This window comes from Agrobacterium salinitolerans (assembly GCF_027498475.1).
GTDB lineage: Bacteria > Pseudomonadota > Alphaproteobacteria > Rhizobiales > Rhizobiaceae > Agrobacterium > Agrobacterium salinitolerans.
Window position 1 is genome coordinate 1,378,697 of sequence record NZ_JAPZLN010000001.1, and the last position, 15,831, is coordinate 1,394,527.

Genomic DNA, 15,831 nt, shown 5'->3' on the forward strand with positions numbered 1-15,831 from the left:
CTCAATGTCCCTTCGGGTCGAGAACGTCGCGCAGGCCATCGCCGAGGAAGTTGAAGGCGAGCGAAACGAGGAAGATGGCGATGCCGGGAATGGTGGCGACCCACCATTGTTCGAAGATGAAGCGCTTGGCCGTCGCAATCATCGCGCCCCATTCCGGCGAAGGCGGCTGCGCGCCCATGCCGAGGAAGCCGAGGCTTGCGGCCGTGATGATGATCGAGCTCATGTCGAGCGTGATGCGCACGATAAGGCTCGGCACGCAGAGCGGCGCAATATGCCGGGCAATGATGCGCCAGGCGGAAGCACCGGTCAGGCGATAGGCCGCGACGAAATCACTGCCGCGCACCGTCATGGTTTCGGCGCGGGCGAGACGCGCATAGGGTGGCCATGCGGTGAGCGCGATGGCGAGAATGGCGCTTTCGACGCCCGGCTTCAGCGCCGCAACAAAGGCCAGCGCGAGGATGAGGCGGGGGAAGGCCAGGAACACATCCGTCACCCGCATCAGCACCGTATCGACGATACCGCCAAAATAACCGGCGATGCAACCGATGGCGAGACCGATGGGTGCTACGAGAACGACGACGGCAATGACCATGCCGAGCGTGACGCGGCCGCCATAGAGAATGCGCGAGAGAATGTCGCGGCCCAGCTCATCAGTGCCAAACCAGTGCTCGGCGCTCGGGAAGGCAAGGCGGTTGCCGAGGTTCTGCGTCGCCGGATCGTAGGGCGCGAGCAGCGGCGCCAGCAGCGACAGGGCGATGAAGAGGACGATGATGGTCAGACCGACCACCGCCAGCGGATTGGACTTGAGATTGAGCCAGATGCGATACCGGTTGCCCCAGGCAGCCTGTGTTCGCGAATGCGGCGTCTCATCCAGCGCCCAGTTTCTGAAATTAGCTAACATCATCGAACGCGAGGATCCATAACTCTGTAAAGCACGTCTGCGAGCAGGTTGAGGGCGACATAGATGAAGCCGATCAACAGGGTTGCTCCGACGACCGGGTTCATGTCCGCGTTCATGAGCGAGACGGTGAGATATTGGCCGAGGCCGGGCCAGCTGAAGACGGTCTCCGTTACCACGGCACCTTCGAGAAGGCCGGCATAGGTCAGCGCGAGAACGGTAACAAGCTGCACGGCGACCGTCGGGAAGGCGTGGCCCCATATAACGGTCATGGCGGAAAGGCCCTTGGCGCGGGCGGTGATGACATATTCGCCCTTCAGCGCGTCGATCATGAAGGCGCGCGTCATGCGGGTGATATAGGCCATGCTGAAATAGGCGAGAATGCAGACGGGCTGCACCATATGGGCGATGGCGTCGTAAAAGGCGTCCCAGTCGCCGGCAAGCAGCGTATCGACCGTCATCAGGCCGGTGACCTGCGTGATCATGCCGTCATAGATGATATCCTGCCGGCCCGGTCCGGGTGCGACGCCGAGCGTGGCGTAAAAGACAAGCAGCGAAATCAGCGCCAGCATAAAGACAGGCACGGAGTGACCGGCAAGGCAGACGACGCGGATCACCTGGTCGGTCAGCTTGCCCTGCTTCACGGCGGCCCAGACACCCAGCGGAATGCCGATGAGAGCGGCGAGGATAAGCGCTGCCGTGGCAAGTTCGAAGGTGGCGGGGAAAACGCGCTTGATATCGATCCAGACCGGATTGCGGGTCAGGATCGAATTGCCGAAATCGCCATGCAGGACCTGCGAGACATAGTGGAAGAACTGCACGACCAGCGGCTGGTCGAGACCCATTTCGGCCCGCACCCGCACGATGACGTCTTCGGGCGCATTGTCGCCGACCGCCGCGATGACGGGATCGACAGGCATGACGCGCCCGATCATGAAGGTGATGATCATCAAACCGAACAGCGTCAGGAGGACGCTGCTCAGTATCGACGATATGCTTTTAACGCGCTTGTTCAATGTCACGCTTTCTTCGCATCGTGGTAGGAATTGCCTTCGGAGAGAACGCCGAGTTCAAAGCCGGAAACGCCCTTGCGGAAGGCTGCCGTCTTCGTGGTCTGGAACATGAACACGAAGGGGCTGTTTTCCATGTGCTCGCGCTGCAGCGCTTCATAAAGCTCCACGCGCTTTGCCGGGTCTTTCTCGTCACGGGCAGCTTCCGCCTTAGCGGCGAAGTCGTCGTTCTTGAAGCGCGAACGCCACAGGAAGGGTTTCGACTTCGCGTCGTCGCCATTGTCCTTGTTGATGTTGAAGACATCGGCGTTGGAATGCGGATCAAAATAATCCGTGCCCCATGCCGATAGCGCCATCTGGTGTTCGCGGGCACGCATCTTGGTCAGAACCTGACGGTTCTCGGCCGATTGCAGGCGCACCTTGATGCCGATATCGGCAAGGTTTGCCTGAATGGCCTGTGCCAGATCCGGATAGGGCTGGGCGGAATAGTGATCCATGGTGATCTCGAAACCATCGGCAAGGCCGGCTTCCGCCATCAGCGCCTTTGCCTTCTCGACATCGCGCTGGAACGGCGTGTCGTTGACGGCGCCGGGGAAGCCCTTCGGCTCGAAGCTCTGGTGGATTTCGTGCGTCAGCGGCACGATGTTTTCCTGCATGCCCTTATAGTCCAGCGCCCACTTGATGGCCTGCCAGACCTGCGGCTTGGCGAGGTTTTCATTGCCCTGATTGAGCGAAATCAGGACCAGCGAGGCAATGGACTTGCGCTGCAACTCGATATTGGCGTCGTCCTTGACGGTCCGCAGCTGTTCGGATGTCAGGTCGCGGGCAATGTCGATATCGCCCTTTTGCAGCATCAGAAGCTGGGAAGACGGATCGGTGACGTGGCGCAGCACAATGCGCTTGATGTTACCCTTGTAGGGACCGTTGGGGTTGACGGTGAGCGCAACGCTTTCGCTCGGCTTCCAGGCCTGCAGCATGAAATCACCGGAACCGGCGCTGTTCTTTTGCAGCCAGCCATTGCCGAGGTCTTCACCCGAAGCATTGGCGAGAACCGCCTTCTTTTCAACGATCGCGCCGATATTGGCGGAGAGGCAATAAAGCAGGAAAGAAATAGCGGTCGGCTTGGCCGTCGTCAGCTTCACCGTCTTGTCGTCGGCGGCAACAATGGTCGTCTCGGCATTTTCAGGCGTGAAGCCGAACTGACCGATGATGAAGGCCGGGCTCTTGTTCATCTTGATCGCGCGCTGCAACGAGAAGGCAACGTCTTCCGCAGTCACTTTCGCGCCGCTGGAGAAGGTCGCATCGTCACCGATCGTGAAGGTAAAGACCTTGCCGTCCGCATCGGCTTCCCAGGATGTCGCGACAACCGGATCGACCTTGGTGGAATCCTCACGGTTGGCCCGCACCAGCTTCTGGTACATGTTGGAGATGATTTCACCGCCGACAGCTTCGAAACCTTCATGCGGGTCAAGGCTCGTCATATTGTCCAGCTGCTGGGCGACGACCAGAATATCCTTGGGCGTTGCGGCAAAGGCCGGAATGCGCGCATAGGACAGGAACGGAACGGCAGCGCCGGCGATCAGCAGGTTGCGTCTTGAAATCATCGAAAATCCCCTTTCGGACCTTATTTTTCAGAAAATGATGGGTTTGCCCCAATCCAGTCGTTTTTTTTATGTTTTCCCGCGATTACCACGAGCAAACGAGGCCCGACCAATTCCAAATTTGGCAGAGCCTATGCATGGATTGCATTTGCTCCCGCCTTGACCTTTCCTCTACCAATTCCCAAAAGTCTGATGGACGCGCGTCCGCGCCCTCCCGCTATCCGAAGGTGAATGACCATGACCGATCAAAAACCCGTACCCGTCTTCGACGGTCACAACGACGTACTTCTGCGGTTATGGAAATCGGGCAATGTCTCTCCCGAAACGCTTCTCGTCGAAGGCGACACCGTTGGCCATATCGATCTGCCACGTGCGAAAAAGGGCGGGCTGGCCGGCGGTCTCTGCGCCATGTATGTGCCGTCACCCAGCATGGAGAAGGACGCCAACGGTGACTTCCCGACACCTGCCGAGGCTGATGCGCTAAAGGCGACGCATGCCATGGCCGCCCTGCTGTTCCGCGCCGAGAAACAATCCGCAGGCGCACTCAAGGTCTGCCGCACCGCCGCCGATATCCGCAGCGCCATGGCAGAAGGCGCCTTCGCCTCCGTTTTCCATATCGAAGGCGCGGAAGCGATCGGCGCCGATCTGGATGCGCTCTACGTTCTCTACGAAGCGGGCCTGCGCACGCTTGGACCGGTCTGGAGCCGCCCGAACATCTTCGCTTACGGCGTTCCGTTTCGTTTCCCCTCGACGCCGGATATCGGCCCGGGTCTGACCGACACCGGCAAGCGGCTGGTAAAAACCTGCAATGAGCTGAAGATCATGGTCGATCTCTCGCACATGAACGAACAGGGTTTCTGGGATATCGCCAAGATTTCAGACGCGCCGCTGGTGGCATCGCATTCCAACGCCTACGCAATCTGCAATCACAGCCGCAACCTCACCGACCGCCAGCTGGACGCCATCCGCGATACGGGCGGCCTTGCCGGCATCAATTTCGGCGTGCTGTTCCTGCGTCAGGACGGCGTCAAGAACCCGGACACCGACCTCAACGAACTCGTCCGCCACATCGACTACATCGTCAATCGCATCGGCATCGACCACGTCGCGCTCGGTTCGGATTTCGACGGCACCACCATTCCCGCCGCCATGAAGGATGCGGGCGACCTGCAATTGCTGGTCGAAGCCCTGCGCAAGGGTGGTTATGACGACGAGGCGCTTGCCAAAATCTGCCACGGCAACTGGATTCGCGTGCTGGAAAAGACCTGGGGCGCGTAAGACCTCCCATCAAGTGCATCTCCGGCGCAGGACGCCGGAGACATCAAGCGGCAGGCCGTTAAGCCTTTGCCGCTTTTTTCTTGCCGCTCGCCCGGAAGGCCAGAAGCCCGGCGACGACACCGACCATCGCCCATTTCATCGGCAGCACATCCGCCGTCTCGCTGCGGATCGGCAACACGGTCACGGTACCCGGACGGGATTCATAACCCATCTGCCCTTTCGCCTTGGCCTCCGCAATCTGCTGCGGCGAAACGACCCATTCGGCGCCGCGCATCTTGTCCACCGCCATGTATCCGCCGCCCGCCACAAGGGCGACGACCACCGAAAGCGCTATTCTTGATGGCGTATTCATCTGCATCTCCTTCAATCAAAAGGAGCGTGTAATGGCATCAAACACCACCACCAGGCAACCGCCGCGGTCAATTTTGTCCCTTTGGGAACGATCTCCAAAATCTTGCATTCTTCAGTTGTATTTGCGCGATTAAACTGTTGGTTATTCCCGAATAACCGGCGACAAAGTTCACATCGACACTTCATGCTTTTCTGCTAATCACATTTCCTCAACCGCAACGAATTAGCGACACAATCCTGTGGTTCGCCAACAGGAACTGGCGCTGGGCAAAATAAATGGCAGACAAGAGCGAAATTACACAAACCGATGTTACGGAATCTGCGGTTGAAAGCTTTTTTGCCAGAAACCGCCCCTATCTGACTGCGATCGCCATTACGCTGGTCTTCGTGATGATGACGTTCGCCATCTATCACCTGACCTCCGAAGTCCGTTATGACGACGTCATCGATGCGCTGACGCAGACCTCGGCGTCGGCGGTGCTGCTCGCCATCGTCTTCACCGGGCTCAGCTTTCTGGCGCTGATATTCTACGACGCCAATGCCATCGAATATATCGGCCGCAAGTTGCCCTTTCCGCCCATGGCGGCAACGGCGTTTGCGGCCTATGCCATTGGCAATACTGCCGGTTTCGGCCCCTTGAGCGGTGGCGCGATCCGCTTTCGCGCCTATTCCCGGCTGGGTCTTTCACCGGGTGAAATCGCCCGCGTCATCGCCTTCGTCACGCTGTCCTTCGGGCTTGGGCTGCTTTCGGTCAGCGCCATCTCCACCTTCATCGTCGCGCCGCGCATCGCCGCTATCATCGACGTCGATGCCGCTATCCTCAGAGGCGCGGCGCTTGCCATAATCGCGGCTCTCGGGGCGGCGGCCTTTGTCGGGCGCAACGGGCGTATCATCCGGCTCGGCGCATGGCGTCTGCGCCTTCCGGACAGCCGGACATCATCGCGGCAATTCCTCGTTTCCGCCTTCGATATCGCCGCTTCCGCTTCCGTGCTTTATGTCCTCCTGCCCGACACACATCTCGGCTGGCCGACATTTTTCGCCATCTACGCCACCGCCGTCGGCCTTGGCGTCCTCAGCCATGTGCCCGCGGGCCTTGGCGTCTTCGAAACCGTCATGGTTGCGGGGCTTGGCAATGCCATCAGCGTCGATCAGTTGCTCGGAAGCCTCGTTCTCTACCGTGTGATCTATCATGTGCTGCCGCTGGTGGTGGCCATTCTGGTCATGCTCGTCTCGGAGATGAAGCAGTTCGCGGCAAAGCCTGTTGTCTCCGATATCAGCCAGCTTGCCGTCAGGCTCGCGCCGCCGCTGTTATCGACCTTCGCGATGATCCTCGGCGCCATGCTCATCTTTTCGAGCGTGACGCCGACACCGGACAGCAATCTGGATTTCCTCTCCAATTTCGTGCCGCTTCCCATCGTCGAGGCCGCGCATTTTCTGACAAGCATTCTCGGCCTCGTACTTGTCGTTGCCTCGCGCGGCCTCGGGCAGCGGCTGGACGGCGCCTGGTGGATTGCGCTCGTCGCCGCCTCGCTGGCGCTGGTCCTCTCGCTCCTCAAGGCCATCGCCGTGTTTGAAGCCGCCATCCTCGGCGTCTTCATCGCGGCCCTTTCCGTCAATATGCGCAGCTTTAACCGCCATGCCTCGCTGGTGAAGCAGGCGTTGGGGCCAAGCTGGCTCGCCGCCATGGCCGTCATCATTGCGGGCGCGGCGACAATCCTGCTCTTCGTCTATCGCGATACGGATTACAGCCAGACATTATGGTGGCAGTTCGAATTCTCCGAGGAAGCGCCGCGCGGATTGCGCGCCCTTTTAGGCCTCGTGCTCGCCTCCTCCACGATAGCCATCTTCAGCCTGATGCGGCCGGTGGCCTTCAGGCCGGAGGCCATCAAGGCCGACGACGTCACGAGCGCGACCGGTATCGTCATGACGCAGGATGCGGCCGACGCCAATCTGGTGCGCATGGGCGACAAACACGTAATGTTTTCCGAAAACGGCAACGCCTTCATCATGTATGGGATTCAGGGCCGCTCATGGATCGCTTTCGCCGATCCGGTCGGCGACGAGAATGATTTCCCCGATCTGGTCTGGCAATTCGTGGAAGCCGCCCGTGGCGCCGGCGCGCGCGCCGCCTTCTACCAGATTTCGCCTTTTCTCCTCTCCCATTGCGCCGATGCGGGCCTGCGCGCCTTCAAGCTCGGCGAACTGGCATTGGTCGATCTCACCGCATTCGAACTGAAGGGCGGAAAGCTCGCCAATCTTCGCCAGTCGCTGAGCCGAGGCGCGCGCGACGGACTGACCTTCGAGGTGGTCGAGCAAGCGCAGGTCGCGGATATTCTGGATGAGTTGAAACAGGTCTCCGACGGCTGGCTTGCCCACCACAATACCCGGGAAAAGCGCTTCTCGCTCGGTGCTTTCGAGCCGAATTACATCCTGTCGCAACCAGTCGCCGTGCTGCGCAAGGATGGAAAGATCACCGCCTTTGCCAATCTCATGGTGACGGACACGAAAAAGGAAGCCACCGTCGATCTCATGCGTTTTTCGCCGGATGCGCCGCGTGGCTCGATGGATTTTCTCTTCGTCAGCATCATGCAATATCTGCGCGATGCGGGCTATGCGAGCTTCAATCTCGGCATGGCCCCCATGTCCGGCATGTCGAAACGCGACGCCGCCCCCGTCTGGGACCGCATCGGCAGCACGCTGTTCGAACACGGCGAACGGTTCTACAACTTCAAGGGACTTCGCGCCTTCAAGGCAAAGTTCCACCCGAAATGGGAACCGCGTTACCTTGCCGTGCAGAACGGCGCAGACGCCGCTCTGGCGCTGATGGATGCGACGGTTCTCATCAGCGGCGGCGTCAGAGGAGTGATCGGAAAATGAGAAAATCCAGCATGCTGAAAGCGGTTCTTGCCGCCTCCGCCCTGTTCGCCGCCCCCTTGTTGGCTTCTGTTATCGTTTTTGCGCAGGACAAGCCCGCTTACGAGACCGGCATGATCCCCGCCGGACACATCATGGTGCCGGATGGCGAAATTCTCGCCAGCGTCTTCCTGATTTCCGATGCGGACGGATGGACGGCCGCCGATGAGACCCGCGCCAAGGCGCTGGTGGAAAAGGGTGCTGCCGTGGTCGGCATCGACTTCAAGGAATATCTGAAGGCGCTCGAGGCCGATGACGACGAGTGCATCTATATGATCTCGGACATCGAGTCGCTCTCGCAGCAGATTCAGCGCACCGCCGGCACGAGCAGCTATCGCCAGCCCATCCTCACCGGCATCGGCAAGGGCGGAACGCTGGCGCTGGCGATGATTGCGCAGAGCCCCGTCTCCACCGTCCGCGAAGCCATTGCCGTCGACCCCAAGGCCGGCCTGCCGCTTGAGAAAATTCTCTGTACCCCCGCCACCAAGGACAAGGCGGATGGCGAAACGGTCTATGGCCTGACCGACGGCCCGCTGCCTGCACCCGTCAGCGTGCTGTTCACCTCTGCCGCGGATCAGAAGGGCCGCGACCACGTCAATGCGCTCGTCAAGCTGCATCCCGATATCGACGTGACGGATGTGGATGACAAGGCGGACGAGGTTCTGACCCAGACCCTGTCCGACCAGATCGACGCCGCAGGCGACACCGACAGCCCGCTCGGCCTGCCGATCAAGGTTCTGGAAACCAGCCCGGTGATGGACACCATGGCGGTGATCTATTCCGGCGACGGCGGCTGGCGCGATCTCGATGAGGAAGTGGGCGGCGCCTTCCAGAAGGAAGGCATACCCGTCATCGGTGTCGATTCGCTCCGCTATTTCTGGAAGGAAAAGAAACCGCAGGAAGTCGCCACAGATCTCGGCCGCATCATCGACACCTATCGCAAGGAATGGAAAGTCCGCAATGTGGTGTTGATCGGCTATTCCTTCGGTGCCGATATTCTTCCCGCCACCTATAATCTGCTGCCTGACCGCGACAAGTCGCATGTCGTGCAACTGACCCTGATGGGACTTTCGACCGAAGTGGATTTCGAGATTTCCGTCGAAGGCTGGCTTGGCGTTGCCGGTGAAGGCAAGGGCGGCAAGACGGTGGATGACATCGCCAAGATCGATCCGAAGCTGGTGCAATGCATCTATGGCACGGAAGAAGAAGATGAAGACCCCTGCCCCGGCCTGAAAACCAAGGGCGTGGAAACGGTCGGCATCGAGGGCGGCCACCATTTTGATGAGGACTATGAGGGGTTGGCCAAGCGTATCGTGACATCGCTGAAGACCCGGCTGCCGAAATAGCCTGCATCACCACAGGCCGATATTCCACATCTCGGATAATCTTTGACGGCGAACGCATCGACGACGCGTCTTCGCGTCGCGGCCGTGCTTGCGGAATCGCCTAAACTATTATTCAAAAGAAACCGGCCTGCAGTGGATGTTCATCACATTTCCGCAACCGTGCTGCTGTTGATCGCCAACCATGGATTTTGTATTTCCGGACGGGTTCAGGGAGCCGCCGCATGCCCGCTTTAAAGCGAAAGACGAAAACACCAGTCCTCGTGGAACGCATCGATCATTTCGTCGGCCAGGTCAAAGAGGCGATGAAAAGCGATGAGACCCTGCGCAACAGAAAAATCCGCGACCTTTGGGATGCCGAGGTCCGCTACCATTTCGAAAATGGCCGCACCGAAAAGACGCTCGAACTCTACATCATGAAATATCGCAATGCGCTAAAGGCCGAGTTCGGGCCGAAGAGCACGCCGCTTGCCATCTGCAACATGAAGAAGCTGCGCGAGCGGCTGAACACCTATATTGCGCGCGCCGACTATACGAAGACGGGTGTGGCGACCTCCATCGTCGAGAAAATCGAACGGGCGGAGTTCAATACCGCCGGTCGCAAGCCGACCGTTCTGCTGCGCATCGCGGATTTCATTTCGGCGATGAACGGTATGGGAACGAAAGAAGAGATGCAGACCCTGTGGAACGCTGAAATCAGCACCATGCAGGGCAGGGCCCAGACAACGATCATCTCCTACATCACCAAATATCGCAACGCCATCCGCGAGGCCTTCGGCGACGACCATCCGATGCTGAAGATCGCCACCGGCGATGCCGCGATGTATGACGATGCGCGCCGGGTCAAGATGGAGAAGATCGCCAGAAAGCACGGCGCGCTGATCACCTTCGAAAATTACCGGGAGGTTCTGAAGATCTGCGCCGATAAGCTCCTGTCCGCCGATCCGCTGATGATCGGCATCGGCCTCATCGGCATGACCGGACGCCGCCCCTATGAGGTCTTCACCCAGGCCGAATTTTCGCCTGCCCCCTATGGCAAGGGCGTCTCCAAATGGAGCCTCCTGTTCAACGGCCAGGCCAAGACGAAACAGGGCGAAGGAACGAAATACGGGATTACCTATGAAATCCCGGTGCTTGCCCGCTCGGAAACCATTCTCGCCGCCTATAGGCGCCTGCGTGAAAGCGGCCAGGGAAAATTGTGGCATGGCATGTCGATCGACGATTTTTCGTCGGAAACCCGTCTGCTGCTCCGGGACACGGTTTTTAACCTGTTCGAGGATATCTGGCCGAAGGAAGAGCTTCCCAAGCCCTATGGCCTCCGGCACCTCTATGCAGAGGTGGCCTTTCACAATTTCGCGCCGCCGCATGTGACCAAGAACAGCTACTTCGCCGCCATTCTCGGACATAACAACAACGACCTCGAAACCTCGCTGTCCTATATGACTTATACATTGCCGGAAGATCGCGACGATGCGCTGGCACGGGCCAAACGCACAAACGAGCGGACGTTGCAGCAGATGGCGACGATAGCGCCGGTGTCCCGTAAGGCATGATGCTTCCGGGCGTAAAATCGCTCGGCAGCGTTATCGGAGATGGTCCGGCCGCAGAGTTCAGTCCTCCGCGGCCGGCCGTTTCATTCATCAAGCCCGCGCATCACCGGAGGTGCGGTAAAGCAGGGTCAATACCGTCAGCATCAGCCCTACAAGTGCGACCGAGCCGAAAATATAGAAGTTCCACTCCGGCGCCAGACCCCGCTGCAGCACAACGCCGCCGATCATCGGGCCGGCAATGCCGCCAAGCCGCCCGACCGCCAGCGAAAAGCCGAGACCCGTACCGCGAATATGGACGGGATAAAGCCGCCCGACCAGAACATTGGCGAGGATCTGCGTTCCGATGGTGCCCGCACCCGCAAGGGCGACGAAGGCATAAAGAAGCGGACCCTTGTTCACCGTCAGGGCAAAGATCGAGGCGGCGCCGATGGCAAACAGGATCGCCACGACCACCTTGACGTTCCCCTTATCCGCAAATCGCCCGCCGATGAGAATGCCGATCGCAGCCCCGACATTGAGCATGACGGAAAAGCTGAGCGCGGAACTGATGTCATAACCCATCTTGTTCATGATGGTGGGCAGCCAGTTGACCATGCCGAAGGTGAGAAGCAGCGAGCAGAAGTGGATGCCCCAGGCATTCAGCGTTGAGAGCATCCGGCCTTCCGAAAACAGCGCGCCGACCCCGCCCTTTTGGATTTTTGCATGCGGCACGATGCGTTGCAGGCCATAGCTGTCGCAAATGCCATCAGCCTCCGCCTGCCGACCCTTGCTTGCCAGCCATTCGGGCGATTCCGGCAGGAACCGCATGAAGATCGGTAAAAGAACAAGCGGCAGACCGCCGATCAGCATCAATGGCCGCCAGCCATAGGTCTCCAGAAGAAGGATGCCCATGACGCCGGAAATGATGCCGCCAATAAGATAACCGAGGAAAGACAGGGAGTTGGCCTGCGCCCTGCGATGCGGCGGCGAAAATTCCAGCACCAGCGCGGTGACCGTCGGCAAAAGCGCGCCAAGCCCGAGACCGGCGAAAAAGCGTGTGATTTCAAAGGCGAGAAAATTCGGCGTCATGGCCGAGGCGATCATCATCGCCGAAAAGCCGGCGAGGCTGAGAAGAACCACCTTGCGGCGGCCGATGCGGTCGGCCATGGTGCCGGCAAACAGCGCGCCCAGCAGCATGCCCACCAGCGTCAGCGCGGCGGCGCGCCCGACCATGGCCGGGTTCAGCGCCCATGCGCTTTCTTTCAAGAGTGCCGGTGCGACGGCGCCATAAACGACAAGATCGTAACCATCAAACATGATCATCAGGCCGCATGTCGCGATAACGCCGGCCGGGTTCTTCGTCCGCACTGACGCGGCGCTCAGATAATTCGTGGACATGTTCCTCCCTTTCACGCAAGAACGCGCCATCCGGAATGGATAAGCGTCTTCCCGTCCCTGCGATATCCTCCGTGAGTGCCCGGCTTGCTCCACCCTGATACATGCCTCGCTCCCGTCAAGCACATATCGCCAGTATCACCCGCCTTCGATTAAATGTTGCATTTGCAAAAATTGCAAATGAAATGTTAGCCGGCCTCCAGCCCGGAAATCGTCGACAGCGTTGGCGTCCAGTTCAAAATACGAATCCTGTTATAGACACCGTGAATGACGAAGGGGTCGGCCTCGCTGAAAGCGATGATGTCCTCGATCGAGAGAGCTTCGGCAATGACAAGCGCGGCCGAAGAGACGCCGGAAACGGCGCTCATTGGGCCGGAAGCGAGAATTCTAAAACCGTCGGCCATCGCGTCGCCATTGCGCAGGTGGGCCTTGTGGGCGTCCAGATGGGCTGCACGTTGCGAAGCCGTAGCGGGATCGCTTTCGGCGAAACGCACGTAAAGCCGTGTTGGGTTTCTCGGGCCGCTCATCTGGCAAGTACGAAATCATGGTTCACCGACCAGAACCAATCGTTGGTAAAACCCAGTTCTTTCGCCTTCCGCGCATCGTCAACCCGCTGGAAATCGGCAAGCAGGCTTTCTTTTACGCCGAAGACCGCATCCGAACGGATATAGGGGTCATCGGGATCGAAAATATGCGTGACGAGCGTGGTAAAGCCTTCCGCCGAGACGATATAATGCAAGTGCGCCGGCCGGTAGGGATGCCGCCCCATGGCGCGCAACAGCTGCCCGACCGGACCGTCATCCGGGATCGGATAATATTTCGGCTTGGCGGCCCGGAACCAGTAGCGCCCGTCCTCGCCGGTGATGAAGACGCCGCGCAGGTTGAAATCGGGCTGGATGCCCTTCTGCTGCACATCGTAAAAACCTTCGTCATTGGCTTGCCAGACATCGATGCGCGCGTCGGCGACCGGCGCCCCCTCGGTATCGAGGATGCGGCCGGTGACCACCATATCCTCGCCCTTGCCATCGAGGCAGATGTTTGCACCCATCGGCATTTCCGGCGCATCGGCCACATGGAAGGGGCCGAGAACGGTCGATTCCGACGCACCGCTCGGCTTGCGATGGTTGATGGCGTCAACCAGCATGGAGACGCCGAGAATATCGGAAAACAGGATCCATTCCTGCCGCCATTCATTGCAGATCTGGCCGACCTCGGTGAGAAAATGAATGGCCTTCATCCACTCCTCCTCAGTCGGTTCGATTTCCTTCACCGCCTCATGCAGCTTGCGTGTTACGACCGCCATGATTTCCTTCAAACGCGGATCGTCACAATCGCGCATGCGCGCGATCACGGTTTCAGCCGAACGTTCCTCGATGAAGTAGCCGTCATCATTGCTCATCTTCATATCCATCGTCTCCTCCTCCCGTTACTCCGGCCGCGTGCCCTCGAAGGCGCGTTGCAAAAGGTCGCGGATCGCAGTTTTTTCGATTGGCCGCGGGCACCAGTAAGGATTGGCCGTTGCAAGCTCTGCCATGGGATCGAGATCGTCCGACCGGACCCCGAGAGCCGCAAGGCTTGCCGGCGCGCCAAGTCGGGCGGCGAAATCATAAAGCCCCGCCCCTGCCCTGCCGCCGACAAGAGCGGCAAGGGGTGCAAGCAAATCCGGCACCGCCTGTTCCACATATGCGATGGTGTGCGGCAGAAGCACCGCATGGGTTTCCGCATGTGGCAGATCGAGACTGCCGCCCAGCGTGTGACAAAGCTTGTGATGCAACGACATGCCGACGGCGCCAAGCACCGAGCCGCACAGCCATGCACCATAAAGCGCGGTTTCGCGCGCCTCGATATCCCGCGGCTCGGCCTTCACGCCGGGAAGGGCTCCGATCATCGCCCGCAGCCCCTCGGCCGCCATCAGGCTGGCGATGGGATTGCGGTCCTGCGCATAAAGCGCCTCCGCCGCATGCGCCATGGCGTTCAGCCCGCTCGTCATGCTGATGTCGACCGGCAACCCAAGCGTCAGTTCCGCATCGTAAATCACCACTTCCGGCAGGATTTCCGGCCCGCGGATGGTGGTCTTCACCCCGTTTTCCGTCTGGCCGAGAATGGGCGTCACCTCGGAACCGGCATAGGTGGTTGGGATGACGATCTGCGCCGCATCGGTGCGCAGCGCAATGGCCTTGCCGAGGCCGGTGGTGGAACCGCCGCCGAGCGCCACGACGCAATCCGCACCGGCGGCGCGATAGGCTTCGACCGCGTTTTTCGTCACCTCGACCGGCGTATGCATGGCCGCATCGGAGAAGACGCCGGCAGCAAGCCGGCCGAGCCGGGCGGCAAGCGCCTCCGCGTCGCCCTTCTGCTGCGGCGTGGAAAGCACCAGCGCCCGCGACAGGCCAAGGCGGTGGATTTCCTCCGCCGCGCCCGCCGAGCTGCCCGCCCCGAAAACGATGCGGGCGGGCGCGGCCGTGTAGACGAACGGCTGCATGGGTCAGTTCCCGTCGAGTTTGAACAGGCGGCGCGCATTGGTGCGGCCGATCTTCACCCGGTCGGCCTCGGCAATGGTCGTCGCGTTGAACCAGTCGGAGGCATGGTCGATATTCTCGAAGGGCCAGTCCGTGGAAAACAGAATGCGGTCGGCGCCGATTTCCAGGATGGCGTCGATCAGCGTCTGGGTGCGGAAATTGCCCGAGGTAGTGATGTGGAAATTCTCGTTGAAATAATCCACGAAACGGCGCTTGGCCGGATAACGCGGCGGCAGCTTCACCCAGGCATTGCGGTGGTCGATACGCCACATCATGTAGGGCAGGCCCTCGCCCATATGGCCGAGAATGATGTTGAGGCGCGGATGCTCGTCGAACAGGCCGGACGCCATCAGACGCAGCGCATGCACAGCCGTTTCCTGCGCGAAAGCCCAGGTGGGGCCGAGCAGCCAGGGATGGCCGTCATAAATGCGAGAGTCCTGGGGCAGCGGATTGCGCGGATGCAGGTAAAAAGGCACGTCGAGCTTTTCGACTTCGCCCCAGAACGGGCGATATTGCGGCAGGTCGTAATAAAGCGGCGTCTGCCCATCGCCCTCCTGGCTGAAGCCGTTAACGAGCGCGCCGACGAAACCGAGATCGTTGACACAGCGCTGCAATTCCTCCGTCGCCGCATCCGGGTCCTGCAAAGGCAATGCTGCGAAGGCAAGGAAGCGATCCGGCCGCTTGGCGCATTCTTCGGCAAGCACGTCATTCGCCCGCCGCGCGATTTCGATCGCCTTCTTCCTGTCGGGGATTGCCTGCACCGCCGGTGCGTTCAGCGACAGGATCATGGTTTCGATGCCATGCGCATCCATCAGCTTCAGGCGCGTATCCTGAATGTCGAGCAGGCGGTGCTGCAATTCCTTCCAGTAGTCGCCGGGTACGAAACCGGCCGAGTCCTGAAGAGTTTCCGGGATTGCGAAATGCTCCTCGAGAGCGACCTTGCCTTGCATGTTATTTCCTCCGAATTCACTGTATGATTTGCCGCCTGAGAAGC

At 60.0% G+C, this 15,831-nt stretch carries 13 protein-coding genes; 4 read left to right on the forward strand and 9 right to left on the reverse strand.

The features are described 5' to 3' along the window. Position 1: 1 nt before the first annotated feature. Genes nikC through O9X91_RS06710 form a run of 3 tightly spaced genes read right to left on the reverse strand, consistent with a single transcriptional unit; the run spans position 2 to position 3,512 of the window. On the reverse strand, positions 2-904 hold the full coding sequence (gene nikC / locus O9X91_RS06700; protein WP_004443520.1) for a nickel transporter permease: 903 nt from the start codon (positions 902-904) through the stop codon (positions 2-4). Next, positions 901-1,914, reverse strand: a complete 1,014-nt coding sequence (locus O9X91_RS06705) for an ABC transporter permease (protein ID WP_063950297.1) — start codon at positions 1,912-1,914, stop codon at positions 901-903. The genes nikC and O9X91_RS06705 overlap by 4 nt, the downstream gene beginning before the upstream one ends. 2 nt (positions 1,915-1,916) lie before the next feature. Beyond that, a complete protein-coding gene (locus O9X91_RS06710) occupies positions 1,917-3,512 on the reverse strand; it encodes an ABC transporter substrate-binding protein (protein ID WP_142913589.1) in 1,596 nt (531 codons plus the stop codon). A gap of 234 nt (positions 3,513-3,746) precedes the next feature. Here O9X91_RS06710 and O9X91_RS06715 point away from each other — a divergent pair, with 234 nt between their 5' ends. Further along, entirely contained in the window at positions 3,747-4,787 is a 1,041-nt protein-coding gene (locus O9X91_RS06715; protein WP_142913588.1) for a dipeptidase, read from the forward strand. 58 nt (positions 4,788-4,845) lie between these two features. Here the strand turns inward: O9X91_RS06715 and O9X91_RS06720 are convergent, their stop codons facing one another. Then, on the reverse strand, positions 4,846-5,139 hold the full coding sequence (locus O9X91_RS06720; protein ID WP_077981591.1) for a hypothetical protein: 294 nt from the start codon (positions 5,137-5,139) through the stop codon (positions 4,846-4,848). Between the two features lie 275 nt (positions 5,140-5,414). Between O9X91_RS06720 and mprF the strand changes: the two genes are divergently transcribed. The 3 genes from mprF (at position 5,415) to telA (ending at position 10,947) form a co-directional block, all read left to right on the forward strand. After that, positions 5,415-8,015 (forward strand): bifunctional lysylphosphatidylglycerol flippase/synthetase MprF, encoded by a 2,601-nt coding sequence (gene mprF / locus O9X91_RS06725; RefSeq protein WP_137410911.1) that lies wholly within the window; start codon positions 5,415-5,417, stop codon positions 8,013-8,015. Then, on the forward strand, positions 8,012-9,397 hold the full coding sequence (locus tag O9X91_RS06730; RefSeq protein WP_416172083.1) for a virulence factor: 1,386 nt from the start codon (positions 8,012-8,014) through the stop codon (positions 9,395-9,397). The genes mprF and O9X91_RS06730 overlap by 4 nt, the downstream gene beginning before the upstream one ends. Positions 9,398-9,618: 221 nt before the next feature. Continuing rightward, positions 9,619-10,947 carry a telomere resolvase TelA gene (gene telA / locus O9X91_RS06735; RefSeq protein ID WP_142913586.1) on the forward strand — a complete coding sequence of 443 codons (1,329 nt, stop codon included), beginning with the start codon at positions 9,619-9,621 and terminating at the stop codon, positions 10,945-10,947. A gap of 87 nt (positions 10,948-11,034) precedes the next feature. On the opposite strand, the gene O9X91_RS06740 is transcribed toward telA, so the two are convergent. From O9X91_RS06740 to tsdA, 5 genes are all read right to left on the reverse strand, one after another. Beyond that, positions 11,035-12,321, reverse strand: a complete 1,287-nt coding sequence (locus O9X91_RS06740) for an MFS transporter (RefSeq protein ID WP_269824534.1) — start codon at positions 12,319-12,321, stop codon at positions 11,035-11,037. A gap of 185 nt (positions 12,322-12,506) precedes the next feature. Continuing rightward, positions 12,507-12,845, reverse strand: coding sequence for a YciI family protein (locus tag O9X91_RS06745; RefSeq protein ID WP_269824535.1), 339 nt, complete (start codon positions 12,843-12,845; stop codon positions 12,507-12,509). After that, on the reverse strand, positions 12,842-13,729 hold the full coding sequence (gene graB / locus O9X91_RS06750) for a hydroxyquinol 1,2-dioxygenase (protein WP_137410914.1): 888 nt from the start codon (positions 13,727-13,729) through the stop codon (positions 12,842-12,844). The genes O9X91_RS06745 and graB overlap by 4 nt, the downstream gene beginning before the upstream one ends. Positions 13,730-13,744: 15 nt before the next feature. Beyond that, positions 13,745-14,800, reverse strand: a complete 1,056-nt coding sequence (graC, locus tag O9X91_RS06755) for a maleylacetate reductase (RefSeq protein ID WP_269833955.1) — start codon at positions 14,798-14,800, stop codon at positions 13,745-13,747. Between the two features lie 3 nt (positions 14,801-14,803). After that, positions 14,804-15,787, reverse strand: coding sequence for a gamma-resorcylate decarboxylase (tsdA, locus tag O9X91_RS06760; RefSeq protein ID WP_077981343.1), 984 nt, complete (start codon positions 15,785-15,787; stop codon positions 14,804-14,806). Positions 15,788-15,831: the final 44 nt, after the last annotated feature.